Consider the following 23,416-nt stretch of genomic DNA (forward strand, 5'->3'; position numbering starts at 1 on the left):
GAAACTGATCACCGTCGGTGATGATTTGACCCTGCATCGCGCCCGAACGGGGACCCGGGAGCATCACATATCCCTCGCGCACCTCCCGTATCAGGGTGTCCGCGAACGGGCGGGACGGGTCGTCCGAGAAATGGCGAGTCTCCGCCGTTGTCCAGCCGTCCCAGAAGCCGGACAGGCCGGGCCCGTCGCGCCGCCGCCCCCGCTCCCAGGACTCCTCCGCGCCCCGGTCCATCCAGAGCAGCCCGGCCAGATACGGCCGCAGCGCCCGCCGGCCCGCCCCCACGCCCTCGATCAGGACGACGGGGGCCGCGGGCAGGGCGCGCGGCTCGGTGAAGCGCCGCAGCGTCCAGTCGTACGCCTCGTAGTGCGCCGTCGCGCCCCGGGAGAGGGGCTCGATGATCCGTCGCGCGAGCCGCTCCGTCCACGCGAACATCTCCGAGTGCGACGCCATGTCGTCTGTATGCAGGACGGGCGCGCCGTCGAGCGCCGCCGCGAGCCGCCCCGTGAAGGTGCTCTTGCCGGAGCCCGCGTGCCCGTCGACCGCGATCAGCCGGACGGGGCCGCAGGAGGGCGGCAGCGCGCGCAGGGCCGTGGCGGCTTCGGTCAGGTCGTCCATCCGGCCACCCTACGAGGGCCGCCCTCGCCACCAGGCCCGGGAGGCCCCCGAGGACCCGCGAGGGCCGCGAGGGCCCAGGTCACGCCACTGGTGGAGACCAATATTGGTGCGGCGACGCGGGACGAATCGCTGGCCGAAGCCCGCCGCGAACCGCGATAGTGGCGTCTACCGGCCCCACGAAGATCCACCGGACAGGGCCCGGCACCCGCCCGTGTCTCCCCGCCCGACATCTCTGCGCCCCCCCGACCGGAGGTCCCGTGAACAGCTCCCCCTCGCGCCGCTCCGTCCTCGCCGCCGCTCTCGCCGCAGCCGGCGCCGGAGCGGTCTCCGCCGTCCCGGCGGCCGCCGCCCCGGCCGGGCCCGGCCGGAGCACGCCCCTCGTGGACAACACCTTCTGGTCCTCGTACGAGGACTGGCGCTCCGGCGGCCACGCGGGCACCCGGGCCGTGCCCGGCGCCCGGCCGACGCTGACGATCGGCGCCCCGGCCGGCCGCACCGACTACCTCGATCCGCACACCGGGAGGACCAGCACCTGGGAGTACGCGGCCTGGACCTCGCCCGTGTACCGCCCGAAGGTGCCCGCCACCGAGGTGATCGCCTCCTGGAACGCCGCCACCCCGGCCGGTACCTGGCTCCAGATCGAGCTGCGCGGCCGGTACTCCGACGGCACCGACACCCCCTGGTACGTGATGGGCCGCTGGGCCGCGGGGGACGGCGACGCCGGTATCCGGCGCACCTCCGTCGACGACCAGACCGACGGGCGCAGCACCATCTGGACCGACACCTTCTCGGTGGACGACCCGGCGAGCGGGCTGCGCCTCGTCTCGTACCGGCTGCGGCTCACCCTCTACCGCACGCCCGGGAGCGGGCTCAGCCCGGTGGTCCACCGGGTCGGCGTGATGGCCTCGGACATCCCCGACCGGTTCACCGTCCCCGTCTCCGTGCCGGGGCTCGCCCGTGAGCTGACCGTGCCGCGCTACTCCCAGAACATCCACGCCGGGCAGTACCCGGAGTACGACAACGGCGGCGAGGCCTGGTGCAGCCCCACCTCCTCACAGATGATCATCGAGTACTGGGGGCGCGGGCCCAGCGCCGCGGAACTGGCCTGGGTGAACCCGGAGTTCGCCGATCCCCAAGTCTGCCACGCGGCCAGGTTCACCTACGACTACCAGTACAAGGGCTGCGGCAACTGGCCCTTCAACGCCGCCTACGCCGCCACCTACCGGGACATGAGCTCCGCGGTGACCCGGCTGGGCTCGCTCACCGACGTGGAGACTCTGATCCGCGCCGGCATTCCGGTCATCACCTCGCAGTCCTTCCTCAAGGAGGAGCTGACGGGCGCCGGTTACGGCACCTCGGGCCACCTCATGACCGTGATCGGCTTCACGGCCGACGGTGATGTGATCGCCAACGACCCCGCCTCGCCGGACAATCCGGCCGTACGCCGGGTCTACCGGCGCGCGGAGTGGGAGACGATCTGGCTGCGCACCAAGCGGTACAACGCCTCCGGCAACGTCGCGTCGGGCACCGGCGGAGTCTGTTACGTCTACTGGCCCGCCACTCCGTCCGCGGCCCAGCGGCGCGCCCTGCGGGCCGTGGGCCTGCTCTGATCCAGACGCGGCCGGGCCCGGGGGGATTCCGTTTGGCCCCCCGGGCCCGCGCGGCCACTCACCGGGTCTGTGTACTGTCTCTGCAATACTGCGGGCACTCTTGCGGGAGTCCCGTGGCAGCCGGAGACCAGGACGCGAACGTGAACCGTAGTCAACAGCGAGGCACCTCGCAGCGATCCCAGGTGCGGCGCTCCGAACTCATCGCGACCGGACGGAAGCTGTTCGCCAACACCTCGTACGACGCGCTCTCGATGGACGACATCGCCCAGCACGCCGGGGTCGCCAAGGGCCTGATCTACTACTACTTCAAGAACAAGCGCGGCTACTACCTCGCCATCGTCGAGGACTCGGTCACCGAACTGGTCACCCTCGCCGCCGCGGGCGGCGCCGAACTCCCGCGTACGGAACGGATCCAGCGCACGGTCGAGGCGTACCTCCGCTTCGCGCAGCAGAACGAGGCCGCGTACCGCACCATCATCACCGGCGGAGTCGGCTTCGACACCCAGGTGCAGGCCATCCGCGACGCCGTGAGGACCGGTCTGGTCTCCACCCTCGCCGAGGGCGCCTACGGCAGGAGCGACATCCCGGCGATCGCCCGGCTCGCGCTGCTGGGCTGGCTGAGCAGTGTCGAGTGGCTCACGCTGGAGTGGCTGGGCCATCAGGAACTGACCCTGGAGATCCCGCGCGATCTGCTGGTACGGATGCTGCGCCACACCCTGAACACGATCGAGGAGTTCGCGCCGGACTGCCCGGCGCCGCCGCCGGACCTCAACTGGCGCCCGTACACCGGACAGTCGCCGGACAGGCCGAGGACCGGCCCGTCCGGCGACTGAGGACGACGTGCTGACAGGGGAGGGGAGGGAGACTAGCTGATGGACTTGATCAGCTCACCGCTGGTGGTGTCGCCGCTCAGCTCCCAGAAGAACGTGCCGCCCAGATTCTGCTGGTTCTTGTACGCCATCTTCCCGGCGATCGTCGCGGGCGTGTCATAGCTCCACCACTGGTTGCCGCAGTGGGCGTACGCCGTGCCGCCGACCGTGCCGTTGGCCGGGCAGGAGTTCTTGAGGACCTTGTAGTCCTCGATACCGGCCTCGTACGTGCCCGGGGCCGCGCCCGTCGCCGTACCGCCCGGCTCCTTCTGGGTCACACCGCTCCAGCCGCGCCCGTAGAAACCGATACCGAGCAGCAGCTTCTCGGACGGGATGCCGAGGCCCTTGAGCTTGCTGATCGCCGCGTCGGAGTTGAAGCCCTCCTGCGGGATGCCGGGGTACGAGGTGAGCGGGGAGTGCGGGGCGGTGGGGCCCTGCGCCGCGAAGGCACCGAAGAAGTCGTAGGTCATCGGGTTGTACCAGTCGAGGTACCGCGCGGCGCCCGCGTAGTCGGCGGCGTCGATCTTCCCGCCGTCCGAGCCGTCCGCCGTGATGGCCGCGGTCACCAGGCTGCTCGAACCGAACTCGGCCCGCAGCGCCGCCGCGAGGTTCCTGAACGCGTCGCGGCCACTGGTGTCGCAGGTCAGGCCGCAGGCGTTGGGGTACTCCCAGTCGATGTCGATGCCGTCGAAGACATCGGCCCAGCGCGGGTCCTCGACCAGCGCGCGGCAGGACTGGGCGAACGCGGCCGGGTTCCTGGCCGCCTCGCCGAAGCCGCCGGACCAGGACCAGCCGCCGAAGGACCAGATGACCTTGAGACCGGGGTGGCGCGCCTTGAGCTTGCGGAGCTGGTTGAAGTTGCCCCGCAGCGGCTGGTCCCAGGTGTCGGCGACGCCGTCGACGCTCTGGTCGGCGGTGTAGGCCTTCTCGTAGTCGGCGTACGAGTCGCCGATCACGCACTTGCCGCCGGTCACATTGCCGAACGCGTAGTTGATGTGGGTGAGTTTGCCCGCCGAGCCGGAGGTCTCGATGTTCTTGACATGGTAATTGCGGTCGTAGACACCCCAGTTGGTGAAGTAACCGACCACCTTGCTGCCCGCCGCGGGGGCGGCGGAGACGGTGGTGACGGTCTCACCGGCCGAGGCGCTGCCCGCTCCGGAGAGCAGGGTCACGCCGAGCGCGGCCGTACAGGCCGCGGCGATCAGCGCCCGGAAACGGGCGCGCGAAGTGCGAAGCATGCGCATGGCATCTCCTCGTGGGGGAGGAAGAAGTGAGTGGGGGGAACGGTGTGACATGAACGCGAAGTGACAGGAACGCGCTGTGAGCGAACGTTAGAAGGACTAGACCAGTGGGGTCAATGGTGCGGACCGTCTTCCGTCGTACGGGAGAGAGCGCGCTTCCGGCCCGTGACGGCAGGGCGCCGATCGGGCATACTCGACGCGCCACAACCGCTGGTCAGCAGCTTCCGTGATCCGGGAGGGCAGCATCGGTTGGGCAGAACCGCCGTCCGGGGGCACTCCCCGGACACCAGTCGGCGGCGCCGCTCACACCCCGCGCGTGCGACCGCCGTAGCGCCCGACAGGGAGGAGAGCGCCGCCATGCCCGACCGCGCCCCGCGACCGGTGGACCGGCAACTGCCCACCGAGGAGTCCAAGGACCTCATCGCCCTCGTACGCGACATCACCGAGCGGGAGATCAGCCCCGGGGCGGCCGAGGAGGAGGCGGCGGGACACTTCCCGCGCGAACTCTTCACCCTGCTCTCGGCGTCCGGCCTGCTCGGCCTCCCCTACGACTCCGCCCATGGCGGCGGGGACCAGCCGTACGAGGTCTATCTCCAGGTCCTCGAAGAACTGGGCGCCGCCCGGCTCACCGTCGGCCTCGGCGTCAGTGTGCACTCCCTGGCCTGCCATGCCCTGGCCGGCTACGGCACCAAGACCCAGCAGGCCGAGTTCCTGCCCGCGATGCTGGGCGGCGGGCTGCTCGGGGCGTACTGCCTCTCCGAGCCCGCTTCCGGCTCGGACGCGGCCTCACTGCGTACCAAGGCGGTACGGGACGGCGACGACTGGGTGATCACCGGCACCAAGGCGTGGATCACCCATGGCGGCATCGCGGACTTCTACACCGTGCTGGCCCGCACCGGCGAGGAGGGCGCGCGGGGCATCACCGCCTTCCTCGTACCGGGCGACGCGCCCGGTCTGAACGCGGCGGCGCCCGAGAAGAAGATGGGCATGAAGGGCTCGCCCACCGCCCAACTCCACTTCGACGGCGTACGGGTGGCCGACGGGCGCCGGATCGGCGAGGAGGGCCAGGGTTTCGCGATCGCCCTGTCCGCGCTCGACTCGGGCCGGCTCGGCATCGCCGCCTGCGCGATCGGCGTCGCGCAGGCGGCCCTCGACGAAGCCGTCGAATACGCCACCGGCAGAAGGCAGTTCGGCAGGCCCATCGCGGACTTCCAGGGACTGCGCTTCCTGCTCGCCGACATGGCCACCCGGATCGAGGCGGGCCGCGCGCTCTATCTCGCCGCCGCGCGGCTGCGCGACGCGGGCCTGCCGTTCTCCCAACAGGCCGCCATGGCCAAGCTGTTCTGCACGGACACCGCGATGCAGGTCACCACCGACGCCGTGCAGGTGCTCGGCGGCTACGGCTACACCACCGACTTCCCGGTGGAGCGCTATATGCGCGAGGCGAAGGTGCTCCAGATCGTCGAGGGCACCAACCAGATCCAGCGCATGGTGATCGCCCGCCATATCGCGGGCCCGGAAACCCGCTGAACCGGTCCCCGGCCCGCCCTCTGACGAACCGTCAGCGGCGGTGCCGGGGCGCCTCAGGCGGCGTGGCGCAGGGCGGGCACCTTGAACGGGCGCGAGCCGGGACCGCCGACGTGCGAGAACGGCTGGGTCCGCCAGTTGAGTCCCTGAGGGAGCGTCAGCAACAGTGCGGTGTCCTGCTCCTGGACCTCGTACGACGCGTCGGCGGGGCGGGCGTCCGCCGCGGGACGGCCCGTACCGGCGCAGACGGCGAGCACGAACGGGTTCCACGGGGTGGGGCACAGCGCGTGTTCCGGCAGGACGTCCTCGTCCGCCAGCAGCGCGATCGGCTGCGCACAGTCGGGGCAGACGACCCGGTACATCTCGAAGGTGTCGTAGGAGTCGATGTCGTCGGCGTCGACGAGATCGACCGGCTCCGGTTCCGTACGTCCGGCGCGCTTAAGGCTCTGCATGGAGACATTCCCCCTCGGGTGGGCCGACCAGGCACTTGTGGTCTCGACCACAGCAAGGAATTCCCGTCGCGCGAGCCAGGTAACCGTAAGGTCTCGACGGACCCTGTCATATACCTGTGGTCTTCATCACATGCCCCTTACGGACGCCTCTTGGCCGACTTGCCGACTGTGCCTGAGGTGACCTGGGGCAATAGGTTGATCCGTATGGAGGAGCTGGATCGTCAGATCGTGGAGTTGCTCGTCAACGACGGCCGCATGAGCTACACCGACCTGGGCAAGGCCACGGGCCTGTCCACCTCGGCCGTACATCAGCGCGTGCGCAGACTGGAGCAGCGCGGAGTCATCCGCGGGTACGCGGCCGTTGTCGACCCGGTGGCGGTCGGTCTGCCGCTCACCGCGTTCATCTCGGTGAAACCGTTCGATCCGAGCGCGCCGGACGACATCGCGGAGAGGCTGGCGGGGATTCCGGAGATCGAGGCGTGTCACAGCGTGGCGGGGGACGAGAACTACATCCTCAAGGTGCGCGTCCCGGCGCCGCTGGAGCTGGAAGACCTCCTGACCCGGATCCGCTCGCTGGCCGGGGTCTCCACCCGCACGACGGTGGTCCTGTCCACACCGTACGAGTCCCGCCCCCCGTCGTTCTGACGGTTCCGCCCTCGACCGCCGGCCGGGCGAATTCCGCGCACTCGGCGCCGGGCGGGCGGTTCCGTCCTCAATCGCCGGACGGGCTTGATTTCGCGGCCCGTATCCAGCGGATACCCGGCATCGGACGGGAGGGAGTGCGTGTCCGGACGTAAAGCGTCGCAACTCGCGCGAAGCGCGGTGACCACGCGACGGAGTCGCATATCGACTGCGGCGCGGTCCGGATACGTGCCTCCGGAGGCCCCGGGCCCCGGCACCCGCACGCGCCGGTGCCCCGCGCCGCAAGGCGCCCCCGCACTCTCGCCGGACGGCGTACGCGCCACACTGGTCCCATGAAGACGCGCACCACCCTCCTCCGCAACGGCGAAGTCCACAGCCCCGCCGACCCCTTCGCCACCGCCCTCCTCGTCGAGGGCGGACACATCTCCTGGGTCGGGTCCGAAGGCGCCGCCGAGTCCTTCGTCGCCGGTGCGGACGAGGTCGTCGATCTCGAAGGCGCGCTCGTCACCCCCGCGTTCACCGACGCGCATGTCCACACCACCGCCACCGGCCTCGCCCTCACCGGCCTCGATCTGTCCGGGGCCCGCACCCTCGCCGAGGCGCTCTCGCTCGTACGGGCACACCGCACCGCCCATCCCGACAGCCGGATTCTGCTCGGCCACGGCTGGGACTCCGCGCGCTGGCCCGAGCAGCGGCCTCCCTCCCGTGCCGAACTCGACGAGGCCGCCGGCGGCCGGCCGCTCTATCTGCCGCGTATCGACGTGCACTCCGCCGTCGTGACCACCGCCCTGCTCGACCTCGTCCCCGGTGTCACCTCCCTCACCGGCTACCACCCGGACGCCCCTCTGACCGCGGCCGCGCACCACGCCGTACGGGCGGCGGCCCATGGCGCGATCAGCGCGCGCCAGCGCACGGAGGCGCAGCGCGCCGCCCGCGAGCGCGCCGCCTCGCTCGGCATCGGCACCCTCCACGAGTGCGCGGGCCCCGACATCTCCGACGAGGACGACTTCGCCGCGCTGCTGCGACTCGCGGACGAGGAGCCGGGCCCCCGGATCCACGGCTACTGGGCCGAGGCGGTCACCGACGAGAAGGGCGCCCGGCGCGTCCGCGAGCTGGGCGCGGCCGGCGCCGCGGGGGACCTCTTCGTCGACGGATCCCTCGGCTCCCACACCGCCGCGCTGCGCGATCCGTACGAGGACGCGCCCCACACCGGCACCGCGCACCTCGACGCCGCCGCGGTCGCCGCCCATGTCGCCGCCTGCACCGGGGCCGGGCTCCAGGCCGGTTTCCACGCCATCGGCGACGCCGCGGTCACCACCGTCGTCGAGGGGGTACGGGCCGCCGCCGAACGTGTGGGCCTGCCCCGGATCCGCGCCGCCAGGCACCGCGTCGAGCACGCCGAGATGCTGACCGCCGACACCGTCGCCGCCTTCGCCGAACTGGGCCTCACCGCATCCGTCCAGCCCGCCTTCGACGCGGCCTGGGGCGGCGAGGACGGGATGTACGCACACCGGCTCGGCGCCGCCCGCGCCCGTACGCTCAACCCGTACGCCGCCCTGCTGCGCGCCGGCGTCCCCCTGGCCTTCGGCTCCGACAGCCCGGTCACCCCGCTCGACCCCTGGGGCACGGTCCGGGCCGCCGCCTTCCACCGGACGCCGGAGCACCGTATCTCCGTACGGGCCGGATTCACCGCCCACACCCGCGGCGGCTGGCGGGCCGTGGGCCGCGACGACGCCGGAACGCTCGTCCCCGGTGCCCCCGCCGACTACGCGGTCTGGCGCACCGAGGAACTGGTGGTGCAGGCTCCGGACGACCGGGTGGCCCGCTGGTCGACGGACCCGCGCTCGGGCACTCCGGGCCTGCCGGATCTCACCCCGGGCAGGCCGCTGCCGGTCTGTCTGCGGACCGTTGTGGCCGGACAGACGGTGTTCGTGCGACCGAACGAGTGACGTGCGGACATTTCGTACCGCCGCCCGGTCTTCCCGGTCTCGGTCGCGACCTGCGGATCTTCGCCACTGACCTGGTGATTCGGGCTGAAATCACAGGTCAAACGGCTATTGACAGTGAGCCTCCACCGGCGGGTAGGTTCGGCCGAGTCCACCACAGGACGTCCGTCCGGCAAGCTCCGCACAGTCGTCGAACGCCGCTGGGCCATGGGGGGTGTGCCGCACCGGCGCACCACCACTGGGAGCCAGGTCCAGCATCCGCGTCCGGCGGCGAGGGAAGGTTTCGGCCGGCCGACGGGTGCGACCCGGGCGGGGCCCCGGCGTTCAGTAGACAACGGCTTTCGGTCGACCCGCAGCCAGCGGGTTCCAGGTCGGCCCGAAGGACGCCGGGTTCCGTACGGCATTTCCTGACATCACCCGCGCCCGCCCCGACACCCAGCACCCGGGGCCGCCGCCCTCCGTGTGCTCGCTATGGTGGTGCCCCTGCGTACGGCAATTAAGGGGCAGTAGTGAACGACGGCGGTCAGAGGCGGTACGGCCCGCTCGGCACGGCCTTGGTGATCATCCCGACCTTCAACGAGGCGGAGAACATCAGGTCGATCGTCTCCCGGGTCCGCGCCGCGGTGCCGGAGGCCGACATCCTCATCGCCGACGACAACAGCCCCGACGGCACCGGCAAGATCGCCGACGTGCTGGCCGCCGAGGACAGCAAGGTCCGGGTGCTGCACCGCAAGGGCAAGGAAGGCCTCGGCGCCGCCTATCTGGCCGGATTCCGCTGGGGCATCGAACACGGCTACGGCGTCCTCGTCGAGATGGACGCCGACGGTTCCCACCAGCCCGAGGAACTGCCCCGTCTGCTGACCGCCCTGAAGGGCGCCGATCTCGTCCTCGGCTCGCGCTGGGTCCCCGGCGGACGCGTCGTCAACTGGCCCACCACCCGCAAGGTGCTCTCGCGCGGCGGCAGCACCTATTCGCGGGTCCTGCTCGGGGTGCCGATCCGTGATGTCACCGGCGGCTACCGGGCGTTCCGCAAGGAGACCCTGGACCGGATCGGCCTCGACGCCGTCGCCTCGCAGGGCTACTGCTTCCAGGTCGACCTGGCCCGGCGCGCGGTCGAGGCGGGCTGCCATGTGGTCGAGGTGCCCATCACCTTCGTCGAACGCGAGCTGGGCGACTCGAAGATGAGCCGCGACATCGTGGTCGAGGCACTCTGGCGGGTCACCGCATGGGGGGTCGGGGCACGCGCCAACCGGCTACTGGGCCGTGGGCCCGCCGGACAGAACCGGCCTTCCTGACTGCCCCCATACGCCATCGCGGCCCGTGCCCAGGCACACTGGAACCATGACGACCGCGCATCCGCCCCGGACCGTTCCCAGGCGTTCCCGTGTCCGCACTCTTCTTCCGCTGGGCATCGCCGCCTGGCTGGTGCTGGAGATCTGGCTGCTGATCCTCGTGGCGGACGTGGCGGGCGGGCTGACCGTTCTGTTGCTGCTGGTGGGGGCGGTCGTCCTGGGCTCGGTGGTGATCAAGCGGGCCGGCCGCCGCGCCTTCCGCAATCTCACCGAGACCCTCCAGAAGGCACAGAAGCAGCAGCAGGAGCACCCCGGAGAGCCCCTCGTCCCGGAGCCCGCCAACGGGACCACGGGCAATGGCTTTCTGATGCTGGGCGGCCTGCTGATCATGCTGCCCGGGCTGATCACCGATGTGGCGGGTCTGCTGCTGCTCGTACCGCCCGTACGGACGGCCCTCGGCCGGTACGCGGAGCGGTCGCTGGAGCGGCGCATGGCGACGGTGGCCCCGCCCGGCAGCCTCGGTGACGCCTTCCAGCAGGCCCGGATGCGGCGGCCGGACGGCAAGGTGGTGCAGGGCGAGGTCATCCGGCACGACGAGCACGACCCGCGCAGCCGCGACGACGAGAAGGACGGCCCGCGCCCGCCGCTGACACCCTGACCGGGGACGGGCGGGCGGCGCGCGCGGCAGCCCGCGTCGTACCCCCGCATACAACGAGCCGCGGGCTGCGGCACACACACTCGGTGTGACGCAGCCCGCGGCTCTGTGCTGTTGTGTCTCGCTGCTCGGTCAGGCGGATTTCCGGCTGTCCCGCGGATGCACGGCGATGTTCATGGCGCCGGAGCGCAGGACGGCCAGCCTCTCGGCCAGCACCTCCTCCAGCTCCTCACGAGTGCGCCGCTCCATGAGCATGTCCCAGTGCGTACGCGCAGGCTTGCCCTTCTTCTCTTCGGGACCATCCCCGTCCACCAGGAGTGCCTGGGCGCCGCACGCCTTGCACTCCCACTCCGGCGGAATTTCCGCCTCTACCGAGAACGGCATCTCAAATCGATGGCCGTTCTGGCATGCGTACTCCACCGCCTGGCGCGGGGCCAGATCGATGCCGCGGTCCGTCTCGTAGCTGGTAACCACGAGTCGCGTGCCGCGGAGAGCTCGCTCACTCATGAATCGTGCCTCCCGGGCTTGTCGCCCACAGGACAGGTGTCGCTGTCGTCGTCATCCGGTCAACGTCCGGTCGGCGGTAAAGATTCCCGTTCCGGGTCATGCGTCGCCCGTCGTGCCGCCCTTGTTGTACCCACCAGCGCCCGGTTTGTCACATCTAACAGGAGATGTCACCCAGCAATTCCGCTTTCCATCTACTTCCCGGTTACGCAGTAACGGTCCGCCTGGCAGGCCAAACGCGTACACTACCGCCCTTTCACTTCAACGTCTAAATCCGCTCCGGTACGGGATTGCCCGCCGCCGCGATCGCCCGGCCGACCGGGACCCTCGCCAGCAGTCCGAAGCCGAGCACGAAGAAGATCACCAGCGAGATGATCGCGTCCCGGTAGCTGCCCGTGAGCTGATACGCCAGACCGAACACCAGCGGCCCGAGCCAGCTCAGCCCCCGGTCGCTCATCTCGTACGCCGAGAAGTACTCGGCCTCCTTGCCGTGCGGTACGAGATGCGAGAACAGTGACCGGGACAGCGCCTGGCTGCCGCCCAGGACCAGACCGATCGCCGAGGCCAGCACATAGAACGCGACCGGTGCCCCGGCGGGCAGGAAGTAGCCGGCCGCGAGGATCAGTGTCCAGACCGCCAGCGACCACAGGATCGTCCGCTTGGCGCCGTACGACCTGGCCAGCCGGCCCATGCCCAGCGCGCCGCCGACCGCCAGCACCTGTACCAGCAGTACGGCGGTGATCAGCGTCGTCTGGTCCAGGCCGAGTTCCTCGGAACCGTAGATCGAGGCCTGTGAGATCACCGTCTGGATGCCGTCGTTGTAGACGAGATAGGCGAGCAGGAAGGAGAGCGTCAGCGGATGGCGCCGCATGTCCCGCAGCGTGGCCACGAGTTGACGCCAGCCCGCGCCCACCGCGCCCTCGCCGACACCGTCCGCGCCGTCGCGCGCCACCTTGCGGTCACGCAGCCTGCGCAGCGGCACGATCGTGAACGCGCCCCACCAGACACCGGCCGAGGCCAGACAGATCCGTACCGCCGCCGACTCCGAGAGCCCGAAGGACTCATGGCCGGTGTAGAGCACCAGATTGAGGACGAGGACCAGCGCGCCCGAGGTGTAGCCGAAGGCCCAGCCGCGCGAGGAGACCGCGTCGCGTTCCTCGGGCGCCGCTATCTGCGGCAGATACGCGTTGTAGAGCACCATCGACACCGAGATCGAGGCGTTCGCCACGATCAGCAGCAGCGCGCCCAGCAGATAGCGGTCGCCGTCCAGGAAGAACATGCACGCCGTGGCGGTCGCGCCCAGATACGCGGCCGCCGCCAGCAGTGGCTTCTTGCGTCCGGTACGGTCCGCCACCGCGCCCGCCAGCGGCATCACCAGCACGGCCACCACCACCGAGACGGACACCGCGTACGCGAAGACCGAGCCCGCGCGCACCGGGATGCCCAGCGGATGGACAAAGCCGTCCGCGTCGGCCGCCGCCTTCGCCACCGAGGTCAGATAGGGGCCGAGAAAGACCGTGAGCACGCTCGTCGAGTAGACCGAGCACGCGAAGTCGTAGAAATACCACCCGCGTTGCTCGCGTACGCGGTCCGCCGCCCCGTCGGCCCGGTCCACGGCGGTGTCAGTGCTCACCCCGTGCTCCCTCGATTCCTCTGAGTGTTCTGCCGTACCGGCGCCCCGCCCGGTCAATGCCAGACTCCGCGCGCGGTCAACACCGTGCGCAGCGCTTCCAGTTGATCCGTCATGATGCCATCCACACCGAGATCCAGCAGCGCCTCCATGCGATCGGGCTCATTGACCGTCCAGACATGGACCTGAAGGCCGCGGGCGTGCGCCATGCGTATGAAGCGCTCGTCCACCACCCGGATCCCGCTCTGTGTCTCGGGAACCTGCGCGCACACCGCGCCGGGGCGGACCGGGAAGGGGATGCCGTACGAGCGCAGCCGCAGGCCCAGCACGCCCTTCACCCCGTACGAGGTGGCCAGCCGGGGGCCCGCGAGCCGGGCCGCGCGCGCCACCCTGGCCTCGGAGAAGGAGCCCACGCACACCCGGTCCCAGCAGTCCGTCCTGCGGATCAGCTCGACCAGCGGCTCCAGCGCGGGCGCGGCCTTGATGTCGACATTCCAGCGCGCCTCGGGGAACTCTTCGAGCAGCTCCTCGAAGAGCGGCAGCGGCTCGGTGCCCGCCACCCTCGCCCGGCGCACCTCGGCCCAGGGCAGATCGAAGATCCGGCCCCGGGAGTCGGTCACCCGGTCCAGGGTCGCGTCGTGGAAGGCGACGAGCCGGCCGTCCGCCGTGGCGTGCACATCGGTCTCGAAGTGGCGGTAGCCGAGGCCGGCCGCGCGGCGGAAGGCGGCCGCGGTGTTCTCCAGCCCGTCCGCCGCGCCGCCGCGATGGGCGAACGGGATCGGTGTCGGCCGGTCGAGATAGGGGTGGGATACGGGAGTCACCGCCGCAGTATGGCCCCTGCCGGTGTCCCGGCGGCGACGGCGGTACTGCTGCCGGCCGCCGGGGGGATGGCGAAGACGCGCAGGAAGAGCTGGGCGAGCGGGCCTATGGTCAGGGCGTACGCGATGGTGCCGATGCCCACCGAGCCGCCGAGCGCGAAGCCGGTGGCGACGACGGCGACCTCGATGGCCGTACGGACCAGCCGCACCGAGCGGCCGGTGAGCCGGTGCAGCCCGGTCATCAGACCGTCGCGCGGGCCCGGGCCGAAGCGGGCCGCTATGTAGAGACCGGTGGCCAGCCCGTTGAGGACGATGCCGGCGATCAGCAGCGGGATCCGGATCAGCAGACCGTGACCCTCGGGAACGGCGGCGAGTGCGGCGTCCATCGCGAGGCCCACCACGAACACATTGGAGACCGTGCCCAGCCCGGGGCGCTGCCGGATCGGGATCCAGAGCAGCAGCACGACCGCGCCGACGACGATCGAGACGACCCCCATGGTCAGCCCGGTCAGCTCCGCGAGCCCCTGGTGCAGCACGCCCCAGGGCTCCAGGCCGAGACCGCCCCGCACCAGCAGCGCCGCGCTCGCCCCGTACAGCGCGAGTCCGGCGTAGAGCTGTGTGAGCCTGCGGGGGAGCCGACGGCCATGGAGCCCCCGGCCGGTGGACCGCTTCCGGAAACGGATGGAACCGGAAAAGCCGGAGAAGGCTGACATGAAAAGGCCCCCTGGTGCGATGGTGGACTGGTGCGTGTCACTCTGTGGCTGGCTGGTAGACGCCAACCATGGCCAATTCAAGGAAGGTGGACTGATTTTCATGGCGCAGTGGACCTCGGCCGTCGGCGCGGCTCAGCTCGCCCGGCAGCTCACCACCCAGCAGCCCGCGCCCTCCGTGCCCGGCACCCGCAGGCCGCCCGCCTACCGCGCCCTCGCCGACGGCATCCGGCTGCTCGTCCTCGAAGGCCGGGTCCCCGTCGCCGCCCGGCTGCCCGCGGAACGCGAGCTGGCGCTCTCCCTGTCGGTGAGCCGTACGACCGTTGCCGCCGCGTACGAGGCACTGCGCGCCGAAGGTTTTCTGGAGTCCCGCAGGGGCGCGGGAAGCTGGACGGCCGTGCCGGCGGGCAATCCGCTGCCCGCACGCGGCCTGGAACCGCTGCCGCCCGAGTCCCTCGGCTCGATGATCGACCTCGGCACCGCCGCCCTGCCCGCCCCCGAGCCCTGGCTGACCCGGGCCGTCCAGGGCGCGCTGGAGGAACTGCCGCCGTACGCGCACACCCATGGCGACTACCCGGCCGGGCTGCCCGCGCTGCGGCGGATGCTCGCCGACCGCTACACCGGGCGCGGCATCCCCACCATGCCCGAACAGATCATGGTGACCACCGGAGCGATGGGCGCGATCGACGCGATCTGCCATCTCTTCGCGGGCCGGGGCGAGCGGATCGCGGTGGAGTCCCCCTCGTACGCGAACATCCTCCAGCTCATGCGCGAGGCGGGCGCCCGGCTGGTGCCGGTGGCCATGGCGGAGGGGCTGACCGGCTGGGACCTGGGGCGCTGGCGGCAGGTACTGCGCGAGGCCGCCCCCCGGCTCGCCTATGTGGTGGCCGACTTCCACAATCCGACGGGCGCGCTGGCCGACGAGGACCAGCGGCGGCAGCTCGTCGACGCGGCACGCTCGGCGGGCACGGTGCTCGTCGTCGACGAGACCATGTCGGAACTGCACCTGGACCCCGGCGCGGAGATGCCGAGGCCGGTCTGCGCCTTCGACCCGGCGGGCAGCACGGTCCTCACGGTCGGCTCGGCCAGCAAGGCGTTCTGGGCGGGGATGCGGATCGGCTGGGTGCGCGCGGCGCCGGACGTGATCCGCTCGCTGGTCGCGGCGCGCGCGTACGCCGACCTCGGCACCCCGGTACTGGAGCAGCTCGCCATCAACTGGCTGATGCGGACCGGTGGCTGGGAGGACGCGGTTGCGCTGCGCAGGGCGCAGGCGCGGGAGAACCGGGACGCGCTGGTGGCGGCGGTGCGCGAGCGGCTGCCCGACTGGGAGTTCGAGGTGCCGCGCGGCGGGCTGACCCTGTGGGTACGCACCGGCGGGCTCTCCGGCTCCCGGCTCGCCGAGGTGGGCGAACGGGTCGGGGTACGGGTACCGTCCGGGCCCCGCTTCGGGGTCGACGGGGCGTTCGAGGGGTATGTACGGCTGCCGTTCACCGTGGGCGGGCCGGTCGCCGTCGAGGCCGCCGCACGGCTGGCCGCCGCGGCGCGCCTGGTGGCGAAGGGCGCGAGCACCGGGACGGAGGCGCCGCGCACCTTTGTCGCCTGAGACCCGGCGCGGGGCCCGTCGGCTCTCAGCCCTGAGACCCGCGCGGGGCCCGTCGCTCTCAGCCCTCGGCGGGCACCGGACGGACGGGCGGCCTCGGCGTATGGACCGTTCCGAGCGACCGGTCCGGTTCGTGCACCTGGATCCGCTGCTGCTGTTCCCGCTCCTCCCGCTGCTCCGGTGACGGCGTCCGCTCCGGCGACGGCGCCGCGGACGGCGTCTCGTCGAACGGCGCCGGCCGCTCCGGGAGGAGGTCCAGGACCGCGCGGCGGTGTCGCTCGCTCGTCTCGTCGTCGTACGGATCGGGCGTCGCCGGGACCTGGATTCTGAGCACCGGGCCCGTACCGAGCCGCGCGTACCCCCGGCCGGGCGGGACGTCCGCCGTGGGCGTGGTGTGCGGCGGCATCCCGAGCACCGCTTCCACCTGCGGCGCCGCCACCGGCCCCAGGACCACCCGGGCGCGGGTGTGCGTGCGTACGGTCTCGTCCAGCGCGTCCAGATCGTCGAGCTGATCGGCGATCACCACCGTCACATGGGCGGCCCTGCCGTGGCGCAGCGGCACATGGAGCAGCTCCTGCGGATCCGGCCGCCCTTCGGCCTCCGCGAGCTGCCGGAAGACGCCCGGCCGGTCCACCAGGATCCACAGCGGCCGTTTGATGTCCTCGGGAGCGGGACGGCCCGACTGCCGGGCCTGGTTGGCGGCGATCAGCCGTCGCTCCGTCTCGTGCGCGGCCCACTCCAGCCCGGCCAGCGCTCCGGCCAGCCCGTACTCCACCGCGAGCACACCGGTGCGGCCGGTCATACAGGTGAACTCGCCCGTTCCGCTGCCCTCCACGATCAGCACGTCGCCGTGCCGGAGGGCCTGGAGGGCGATGGAGCGCAGCAGGCTGGTGACACCGCTGCCCGGCTGCCCCGCGACCAGCAGATGCGGCTCCGCCGAGCGCGGCCCGGTCCGCCAGAGCACCGGGGAAGCGTTCCGGTGCGCGTCGCCCACGACGACCGGCACGGTCCGCGGCACCGCCCCGTCGTCGGTGAAGCCGAGGACCGTCTCACCGGGGGCGGTGACGAAACGCTGGGCGGCGATCGAGGTGGTGAGGGCCGGCAGCACGGTCATCACAAGCTGGTTGGCCTCCTCGTGCCAGTCGAAGTGGTATTCACGTCCGCGTCCGGACTTGGCGTACAGCACCTGCTCGATCCGGGCGCGCGCCTCGGGCTCGCCGTCGGTGAAGTAGGCGGGATAGGCCAACTGGAGCCGGGTGAGCCGCCCGTGGGCGTCGAAGGCGTGCTCGCCGAACGCCTTGCTCCATTCCCCGCCATGGGCGAAGAGCGGACTCGGGTCCTCGGGAGCGGAGAGATACGGCACCAGCGCCTCGTACAGCGACTGGAGCCGCCGTGCCTCCGCCTCGTCGGGCCCGGTCCGCGCCGGCGGCGTACGGTCGCGCCCCTGCCAGGCGGCCACGCCCATCACCGTGACCAGGGCCAGCATCGGCCCGTACGGAATGAACGCGAGCACCAGCACACAGGCCGCGATCAGGAACAGCGCGGGACCGCGCCGGTCCTTGGGAGTGCCTGCCCACTTCTGGCGCCCCGCGGCGGCCAGCATCCGCAGACCCCGGGTGATGGTGATCAGCGGATGGAGAACGTCGGTGGCACCGTCGGCTGCCGTACGGGCCAGCTCACGGCCGCGCGCGATCCGGTCGCTGCCGCTGCTCAGAATGCGGGGGAGTGCTCGCCGGGCCACGAAGGTCTCCTGTGGGTGCGGAAAGGGGAGCGGGCCGGAATCAGAACTTGATCCCGCCCAGGAGACCGGCGAGGCTGGCGCCCCCGGCCGTGATGCTCGGGGCGATGGCGGTGCCCGCGAGATAGAAGCCGAAGAGGGAGCACACCATCGCGTGCGACGCCTTGAGTCCGTCCTTCCGGAAGAAGAGGAAGACGATGATTCCGAGCAGCACGACACCCGACACGGACAGAATCATGAGAGTTCTCCTGGTTGATGGGGACAGTCACCATGAGTTCTTCCAGAATCACGGAAAGTATCTATGCGATAAAAGGTGCAACGGAGTGAAATATCGGGTATTTCACTGCACTGGTCGACGCGGTGCCCCGCATGGCGCCGCAGTAGTCTGTCCGTCACTCGTACGGCGCAGATGCCGTACGTACCAGGTCAACAGCGTGAGAGGCGGTCCACCGATGAGCGAAACCCCGGATCCCGAGGTGGTGGCGCTGGCCACGAAGATCTTCGATCTGGCCAGGCACGGGGAGACCGGAGCGCTCACCGCGTACATCGACGCCGGAGTGCCCGTGAATCTCACCAACGACCGGGGCGACTCGCTTCTGATGCTCGCCGCCTACCACGGCCACGCCGGGACGGTGGCCGCGCTGCTGGAGCGCGGCGCCGAGGCCTCCCGCGCCAACGACCGCGGCCAGACCCCGCTCGCCGGCGCGGTCTTCAAGGGCGAGGACGAGGTCATCAGGACCCTGCTCGCCGGCGGCGCCGATCCGGCGGAGGGGACGCCCTCCGCCGTGGATACCGCGCGGATGTTTGGGAAGACGGACCTTCTGGAGCTGTTCGAAGCCAGGTGAGAGACGTCGTAAATGTGGTCGCGGTGGCGAAATGGCTGGGTCATCATGACGTCGGGCCCGCAGTGGGCCACCGACGAGAGGCAGGGAAGATGGTCTGCGCTGAGCGGGAGACGACGGGCGGCGGGGCATGTTGCCGCACGGTCTGAGCCCTGTCCGCCGGATGGTACGCGGCGGGCAGGGCCTGGACCCGAGAGGGCCGGCACCGTGTCGCGGTGCCGCGTCGCACCCCCGGTCGCGTCAACAGCTTGATGTGAGGCTTCTTCCATGTTCGATCCAGTCATAGCGCCGAGCGGCACGCTGCTCGGCCTGCTGCAGAGGGGCCGCGGTGACGGCACGCTGCACGCGCTCGCGGCGCCCCGTACGGAGGCGCTGGCCGCCCTGAACCACTGCGTACTGAACGACCCCAGGCACGACTGGCAGGTCGAGAACAGGTCGCTGTACTACGCGCGTCTCTACCTGGATCTGCACGGCGGACTCGACGCCGTCGACCGCCATCTCTTCGACGCCGAGGACCGGCTCGACACCGAGGAGTCACGGACCGGGCTCGCGCTCGCCGTCCTCGGCCACCTCGCCTCGTACGGCAGGCGCGACGCCCTGGAACTGCTCAGGCGGTACGCGGCGACCGGCGCCAACTGGGCCTGGGCGCTGGACGAACTGGCGCTGCGCGACGACGACACCGGACTGCGCTCACTGGCCGTACCGGTCCTCGCGCGGTTCCCCGCCACCCCCGAGGGCGACACCGAACTCGCCTCCGCCGTACGCGACGCCTTCGAGCCCCGGCCGTGGCGGCTGTGGGCCGACGATCCGCGGCAGGAGGTCGGCGCCCGGGTCAGGGCCGCCGGCGAACAGGGCTCGTTCGACCGCTGGCAGCGGCAGCTCCGGCCGAGCGGCCCACGGCCCGGCTGGAGCGTGGCGGCCGTCTTCGACTGGGCCCAGCAGGGCCTGGAGCGCGGCTCGGCGCTCCATGTGCCCGCGGCCCGCTGTCTGAGCGCGGTCGCCGGGCCCGAGGACCGGCCGCTGATCGTCGAGACCGCGCGCGGCGGACCGGACGGCGCCCGCAGCGCGGCGCTCCACTATCTCGCCGGGGCCGGTGACCCCGCCGTGCTCGACCTGATCGAGGCCGCCGCCGTCAGCCCGGACCGTACGGTCTCCGACGCGGCGGTCTCCGCCTTCGAGCGGATGTGCGGCGACGAGGCGGTCGACCGGGCCCGGGGCTGGGTGCACCGGCCCGACGCGCTCGGCGCGTCCGCGGCGGGCGTGCTCGCTTTCCGGGGCGGTACGCGCGACGCCCCGCTCGTGCTGGGCGCGCTGCGCGAGACCGTACGGGCCGAGGGGCCGGACGCGCCGCGGCTGTGGACGCTCGTCGACGGCGCGGGGCGGCTCGGGATCGTCTGCGCGGCGCCGGTGCTGCGCCATGTCTACCGGGAGACCGCCTCCTCCCAGCTCCGTGGCCGTACGGCCCGCGCCCTCGCCGCCACGGACCCCTCCTTCGCGACCGGGTTCGCCGTCGAATGCCTGTGGGACTGCGAGGAGACGACCAGAGAGGTCGCCGCGCTGCACGCCGAGACCGGCGATGTGCGGGTGGCGGAACGGCTGCGGCGGCTGGCCGCGGATCCGGCCGAGGAGGCCGAGGTGCAGACGGCGGTCCGCAGCCGGATCGGTCCGGACACGGCGACACGGTAGAGAGTCGCGGGCCGGGCGGTCATGAGCCCGGTCCGCGCGTGAAGAGCGTGAAGAGTCCGTGAAGAGCCCTAGGCCTGTGCGCTCGTACCTTCGTGGCCTCGGACCGGTTCGCTCGTAATCGGGTCATTCGTACTCGCTCGTGCGGGACGCGCGGCGGATCGGTGTGCCCGGCGCGCCCCTTGGTGCTTCCGGTGCGGGAACCAAACCGGAACCCTGACCGTTCACTGTGGTGATGGGCGGGCCCGGCGGTCGCCCGCCTGCCGCGGACGCGAGGTTCCGAGCGGCCCGATGATCTCGCTCCGTAAGGGAACCGGCACGCTCTGTGCATGGCGATCGCTTGCTGAGTGCTGCCCGCGTTTAATGCTCACGGGACGTTCCCCACACGTCAAGATCCACGTTGGCAGGGACACGTTCGGTGGGACGAGAACACGAATATGCGTGTCGCCATAGTTACCGAGTCCTTCCCACCGGATGTCAACGGCGTAGCCCACTGCGCCCTCCAGACCGCCCGGCATCTCGCCGCCCGCGGCCATGACCCGCTCGTCATCGCCCCGTCAGTCGCCGGCGATGCCGAGATCGACGCACCGTGCCCCGTGGTACGCGTGCCCTCCGTGCCACTGCCCGGCTATCCGCAGGTGCGGGTGGCGCTGCCCAGCCGGCGGCTCGCGGCGACCATCACCGCCCACCGTGCCGAACTGGTCCACCTCGCGGGGCCGTTCGTGCTCGGCGTCCGCGGCATGACCGCCGCGTCGCGGCTCGGGGTGCCCGCCGTCGCCGTGTACCAGACCGATCTGGCCCACTACGCCCGTACGTACGTGGGCGCGGGCGAGGCGGCTGCGTGGCGCCGGATCCGCGCGGTGCACACCGCGGCCGACCGTACCCTCGCGCCTTCCAGCGCCGCCCTGCGCGATCTCACCGAGCACGGCATCCCGCGGGTACGGCTCTGGCCGCGCGGCGTGGACACCGTACGGTTCCGCCCCGAGCTTCGAGACGAGGAACTGCGCCGTCAGCTCGCCCCCAACGGGGAGCTGATCGTCGGTTATGTCGGGCGGCTCGCGCCCGAGAAGCATGTCGAACTCCTGGCGGGCGTCTGCGAACTGCCGGGTGTCCGGGTCGTGATCGTCGGGGACGGCCCCAGCGAGACCTCGCTGCGGAGCACGCTGCCCGGCGCGGTCTTCCTGGGCCGTACCACCGGTGACGCGCTGGCCCGTACCTTCGCCTCGTTCGACCTGTTCGCGCACACCGGGCCGTACGAGACCTTCTGCCAGACCGTGCAGGAGGCCATGGCCAGCGGGGTGCCGGTGATCGCGCCCGCCGCGGGCGGACCGCTCGACCTGGTCGACGACGGGCGCACCGGCACACTGGTCGCGCCGCTCGACGCCGATGCCGTGACCCAGGCGGTACGGGACCTCGCGCACGCGCCCGCGCTCCGCGAGGCCTACGGGCGCGCGGCACGGACCACCGTGGAGGGCAGGACCTGGGCCGTCGTCGGCGACCAGCTCATCGACCACTACCACGAGGTCATCGGCGCGCGTACGGCGGTGGTCGCGTGAGCGGCTTGCGCATCGTACGGCTGGCCAACTTCGTCACCCCGGCCTCGGGCGGGCTCCGTACCGCGCTCCAGGAGCTGGGCAGCGGGTATCTCGCGGCCGGGCACGAGCCGGTGCTGATCGTGCCGGGGGACCGGGAGTCGGACGAGGACACCGTGCAGGGCAGGGTGATCACCCTGCCCGGTCCGGTCATTCCGGGCACCGGCGGCTATCGGGTGCTGACGGGCCGTCGGCGGCTGCGGCAGGTGCTCGAATCGCTCGGACCCGACCGGATCGAAGTCTCCGACCGGACCACCCTGCGGTGGACGGGGGAGTGGGCGCGGCGCCACCGCGTGCCCTCGGTGATGGTCTCGCACGAGACGGCGGACGGAGTGCTGCGGACCTGGGGCGTGCCCGGGATGGCCGCCGAGCGGACCGCGGACCGGCTCAACATGCGGAGCGCCTGGGCGTATTCGCGGATCGTGTGCACCACGGAGTGGTCGGAGCGCGAATTCCTGCGGATCGGCGCCCGCAACGTGGTGCGCGCGCCGCTCGGGGTCGATCTGAAGCGGTGCAGGCCGGAGCGGCGCAGCGAGGCACTGCGCGCCCGGTACGCGCGCGGCGCGGACGTACTGCTGGTGCTCGGCTCGCGGCTCTCGGTGGAGAAGCGGCCCGGCGCGGCGCTGGACGCGCTCGTGGAGCTGCGCGACCGGGGCGTACGAGCGGTGCTGGTCGTCGCGGGCGAGGGCCCGCTGCGGGCCGGACTGGTCCGCAAGGCGCGGGCGCTGCGGCTGCCCGCGCTGTTCCTCGGGCATGTGGCCGACCGCGAGTCGATGGCCGACCTCCAGGCCGCCGCCGACATCTGCCTGGCGCCGGGTCCGGCCGAGACCTTCGGACTCTCCGCGCTGGAGGCGCTGGCCTGCGGTACCCCGGTCGTGCCGAGCGCGTCGTCGGCGCTGCCCGAGGTGATCGGGGACGCCGGGGTGGCCGCGATCGACAGCGCGGTGTCCTTCGCCGACGCGATCCAGGAGCTGCTGACCCGCCCGGAGGACGCCCGCCGCGCCGCGGCCCGCGCCCGCGCGGAGCTTTTCAGCTGGGACAACGCGGTGGCCGGCTTCCTGGCCGCGCACGACGCCCCGATGCTGAACAAGGTCCCCTCGCAGATCCGCCGCCCGGACGGAGCCCAGAGATGACCCGCGGCGCGGACATCGCGGACCCGGTGCCGGACGGAGAGTGCGCGGGGACACAGCCGCGCATCTTCGTACGAGGCGCCGACCAGCCCGCTCTTCCGGACCCCCGGGACCAGTCGGCCCCGGGCCGCCCGGCCGACGTGCCGGCCCCGCCCGGCGGCGACGCCGTACGCGCGCAGGTGCCCGCCGACGGTGCCGCCGGTACGGCCCGCCCCGTTGAGGCGGTCGCGCCGGGATTCGGCGACGGTACGACCCGATCGGATCGGGCGGAGTCGGCCGACTCGCCGGTCCTCGACGGCGGCCCGGCGGGGACGACGCG

At 71.9% G+C, this 23,416-nt stretch carries 21 protein-coding genes; 12 read left to right on the forward strand and 9 right to left on the reverse strand.

Features of this window, described 5'->3' with window-relative positions; all coding sequences use genetic code 11:
* Positions 1-616, reverse strand: a 616-nt coding sequence (locus tag WH07_RS16705) for a uridine kinase family protein (RefSeq protein WP_046500721.1), incomplete at its 3' end; no start/stop codon positions are given.
* 257 nt (positions 617-873) lie between these two features.
* Between WH07_RS16705 and WH07_RS16710 the strand changes: the two genes are divergently transcribed.
* Both WH07_RS16710 and WH07_RS16715 read left to right on the forward strand, forming a co-directional pair.
* Positions 874-2,226 (forward strand): peptidase C39 family protein, encoded by a 1,353-nt coding sequence (locus WH07_RS16710; protein ID WP_046500722.1) that lies wholly within the window; start codon positions 874-876, stop codon positions 2,224-2,226.
* A gap of 140 nt (positions 2,227-2,366) precedes the next feature.
* Positions 2,367-3,059, forward strand: a complete 693-nt coding sequence (locus WH07_RS16715) for a TetR/AcrR family transcriptional regulator (protein WP_079023293.1) — start codon at positions 2,367-2,369, stop codon at positions 3,057-3,059.
* 32 nt (positions 3,060-3,091) lie between these two features.
* On the opposite strand, the gene WH07_RS16720 is transcribed toward WH07_RS16715, so the two are convergent.
* Positions 3,092-4,339, reverse strand: coding sequence for a glycoside hydrolase family 18 protein (locus tag WH07_RS16720; RefSeq protein ID WP_046500723.1), 1,248 nt, complete (start codon positions 4,337-4,339; stop codon positions 3,092-3,094).
* A gap of 354 nt (positions 4,340-4,693) precedes the next feature.
* On the opposite strand from WH07_RS16720, the gene WH07_RS16725 reads away from it, so the two are divergent.
* The gene (locus WH07_RS16725; RefSeq protein ID WP_046500724.1) at positions 4,694-5,866 is read left to right on the forward strand and encodes an acyl-CoA dehydrogenase family protein; all 1,173 of its coding nucleotides are present in this window, start codon (positions 4,694-4,696) and stop codon (positions 5,864-5,866) included.
* 53 nt (positions 5,867-5,919) lie between these two features.
* On the opposite strand, the gene WH07_RS16730 is transcribed toward WH07_RS16725, so the two are convergent.
* The gene (locus WH07_RS16730; protein WP_046500725.1) at positions 5,920-6,315 is read right to left on the reverse strand and encodes a hypothetical protein; all 396 of its coding nucleotides are present in this window, start codon (positions 6,313-6,315) and stop codon (positions 5,920-5,922) included.
* A gap of 204 nt (positions 6,316-6,519) precedes the next feature.
* Between WH07_RS16730 and WH07_RS16735 the strand changes: the two genes are divergently transcribed.
* The 4 genes from WH07_RS16735 to fxsA all read left to right on the forward strand — a co-directional run bounded on the left by WH07_RS16735 (position 6,520) and on the right by fxsA (position 10,853).
* The gene (locus tag WH07_RS16735) at positions 6,520-6,960 is read left to right on the forward strand and encodes an Lrp/AsnC family transcriptional regulator (protein WP_046500726.1); all 441 of its coding nucleotides are present in this window, start codon (positions 6,520-6,522) and stop codon (positions 6,958-6,960) included.
* Between the two features lie 329 nt (positions 6,961-7,289).
* Positions 7,290-8,906, forward strand: coding sequence for an amidohydrolase (locus tag WH07_RS16740; protein ID WP_046500727.1), 1,617 nt, complete (start codon positions 7,290-7,292; stop codon positions 8,904-8,906).
* Between the two features lie 506 nt (positions 8,907-9,412).
* A complete protein-coding gene (locus tag WH07_RS16745) occupies positions 9,413-10,198 on the forward strand; it encodes a polyprenol monophosphomannose synthase (RefSeq protein WP_046500728.1) in 786 nt (261 codons plus the stop codon).
* Positions 10,199-10,244: 46 nt separating this feature from the next.
* Entirely contained in the window at positions 10,245-10,853 is a 609-nt protein-coding gene (fxsA, locus tag WH07_RS16750; protein ID WP_046500730.1) for an FxsA family membrane protein, read from the forward strand.
* Between the two features lie 129 nt (positions 10,854-10,982).
* On the opposite strand, the gene WH07_RS16755 is transcribed toward fxsA, so the two are convergent.
* The 4 genes from WH07_RS16755 to yczE form a co-directional block, all read right to left on the reverse strand.
* Entirely contained in the window at positions 10,983-11,357 is a 375-nt protein-coding gene (locus WH07_RS16755; protein WP_003959706.1) for an RNA polymerase-binding protein RbpA, read from the reverse strand.
* Positions 11,358-11,622: 265 nt separating this feature from the next.
* On the reverse strand, positions 11,623-12,987 hold the full coding sequence (locus tag WH07_RS16760; RefSeq protein ID WP_046500731.1) for an MFS transporter: 1,365 nt from the start codon (positions 12,985-12,987) through the stop codon (positions 11,623-11,625).
* A gap of 53 nt (positions 12,988-13,040) precedes the next feature.
* Positions 13,041-13,805: a glycerophosphodiester phosphodiesterase gene (locus WH07_RS16765; RefSeq protein ID WP_046500732.1), complete on the reverse strand. Its 765-nt coding sequence runs from the start codon at positions 13,803-13,805 to the stop codon at positions 13,041-13,043.
* Positions 13,802-14,515 carry a membrane protein YczE gene (yczE, locus tag WH07_RS16770; RefSeq protein ID WP_232788933.1) on the reverse strand — a complete coding sequence of 238 codons (714 nt, stop codon included), beginning with the start codon at positions 14,513-14,515 and terminating at the stop codon, positions 13,802-13,804. The genes WH07_RS16765 and yczE overlap by 4 nt, the downstream gene beginning before the upstream one ends.
* Positions 14,516-14,615: 100 nt before the next feature.
* Between yczE and WH07_RS16775 the strand changes: the two genes are divergently transcribed.
* Positions 14,616-16,115: an SCO1417 family PLP biosynthesis transcription factor gene (locus WH07_RS16775; RefSeq protein WP_046500733.1), complete on the forward strand. Its 1,500-nt coding sequence runs from the start codon at positions 14,616-14,618 to the stop codon at positions 16,113-16,115.
* A 58-nt stretch (positions 16,116-16,173) separates the two neighbouring features.
* Here the strand turns inward: WH07_RS16775 and WH07_RS16780 are convergent, their stop codons facing one another.
* Positions 16,174-17,853, reverse strand: coding sequence for a hypothetical protein (locus WH07_RS16780; protein WP_232788934.1), 1,680 nt, complete (start codon positions 17,851-17,853; stop codon positions 16,174-16,176).
* Positions 17,854-17,893: 40 nt separating this feature from the next.
* On the reverse strand, positions 17,894-18,088 hold the full coding sequence (locus tag WH07_RS16785; RefSeq protein WP_046500734.1) for a hypothetical protein: 195 nt from the start codon (positions 18,086-18,088) through the stop codon (positions 17,894-17,896).
* 214 nt (positions 18,089-18,302) lie between these two features.
* Between WH07_RS16785 and WH07_RS16790 the strand changes: the two genes are divergently transcribed.
* From WH07_RS16790 to WH07_RS16805, 4 genes are all read left to right on the forward strand, one after another.
* The gene (locus WH07_RS16790; protein ID WP_046500735.1) at positions 18,303-18,695 is read left to right on the forward strand and encodes an ankyrin repeat domain-containing protein; all 393 of its coding nucleotides are present in this window, start codon (positions 18,303-18,305) and stop codon (positions 18,693-18,695) included.
* 264 nt (positions 18,696-18,959) lie between these two features.
* Positions 18,960-20,378, forward strand: a complete 1,419-nt coding sequence (locus tag WH07_RS16795) for a hypothetical protein (RefSeq protein WP_046500736.1) — start codon at positions 18,960-18,962, stop codon at positions 20,376-20,378.
* 434 nt (positions 20,379-20,812) lie between these two features.
* Positions 20,813-21,931, forward strand: coding sequence for a glycosyltransferase family 4 protein (locus WH07_RS16800; protein WP_046500737.1), 1,119 nt, complete (start codon positions 20,813-20,815; stop codon positions 21,929-21,931).
* Positions 21,928-23,100, forward strand: coding sequence for a glycosyltransferase (locus WH07_RS16805; RefSeq protein ID WP_046500738.1), 1,173 nt, complete (start codon positions 21,928-21,930; stop codon positions 23,098-23,100). The genes WH07_RS16800 and WH07_RS16805 overlap by 4 nt, the downstream gene beginning before the upstream one ends.
* Positions 23,101-23,416 lie beyond the last annotated feature (316 nt).

The organism is Streptomyces odonnellii, assembly GCF_000981895.1.
Lineage (GTDB): Bacteria > Actinomycetota > Actinomycetes > Streptomycetales > Streptomycetaceae > Streptomyces > Streptomyces odonnellii.